This is a genomic window from Kluyvera georgiana ATCC 51603 (assembly GCF_001654985.1).
Lineage (GTDB): Bacteria > Pseudomonadota > Gammaproteobacteria > Enterobacterales > Enterobacteriaceae > Kluyvera > Kluyvera georgiana.
Genome location: NZ_LXEU01000135.1, coordinates 1 through 612, shown reverse-complemented (window position 1 = coordinate 612; position 612 = coordinate 1). Strand labels below are relative to the sequence as shown.

General features: G+C 57.5%; 1 protein-coding gene. It reads left to right on the top strand.

All coding sequences use genetic code 11. From position 1 onward, the window contains the following. Window positions 1-612: hypothetical protein (locus tag M989_RS24010; protein ID WP_209438783.1), on the top strand; the 612-nt coding region annotated here is incomplete at both ends.

The following is a 612-nucleotide window of genomic DNA, read 5'->3' as shown; positions in this document are numbered from 1 at the left end:
GATTCCGACAGTGACTCCGATTCCGACAGTGACTCCGATTCCGACAGTGACTCCGATTCCGACAGTGACTCCGATTCCGACAGCGACTCTGATTCCGACAGCGACTCTGATTCCGACAGCGACTCTGATTCAGACAGCGACTCCGACTCGGACAGCGATTCGGATTCTGACAGCGACTCCGACTCGGATAGCGATTCGGATTCTGACAGCGACTCCGATTCCGACAGTGACTCCGACTCGGACAGCGATTCGGATTCCGATAGCGACTCCGACGCGGACAGCGATTCGGATTCCGACAGCGACTCCGATTCCGACAGCGACTCCGATTCCGACAGCGACTCCAACTCGGACAGCGACTCCGACTCCGACAGTGACTCGGACTCCGACAGTGACTCCGACTCGGACAGTGATTCAGATTCCGATAGCGACTCCGATTCCGACAGTGACTCCGATTCCGACAGCGATTCAGACTCCGACAGCGACTCTGATTCCGACAGCGACTCTGATTCCGACAGCGATTCAGACTCCGACAGCGACTCTGATTCCGACAGCGACTCGGATTCCGACAGCGACTCCGATTCGGACAGCGACTCTGATTCCGACAGCGACTCG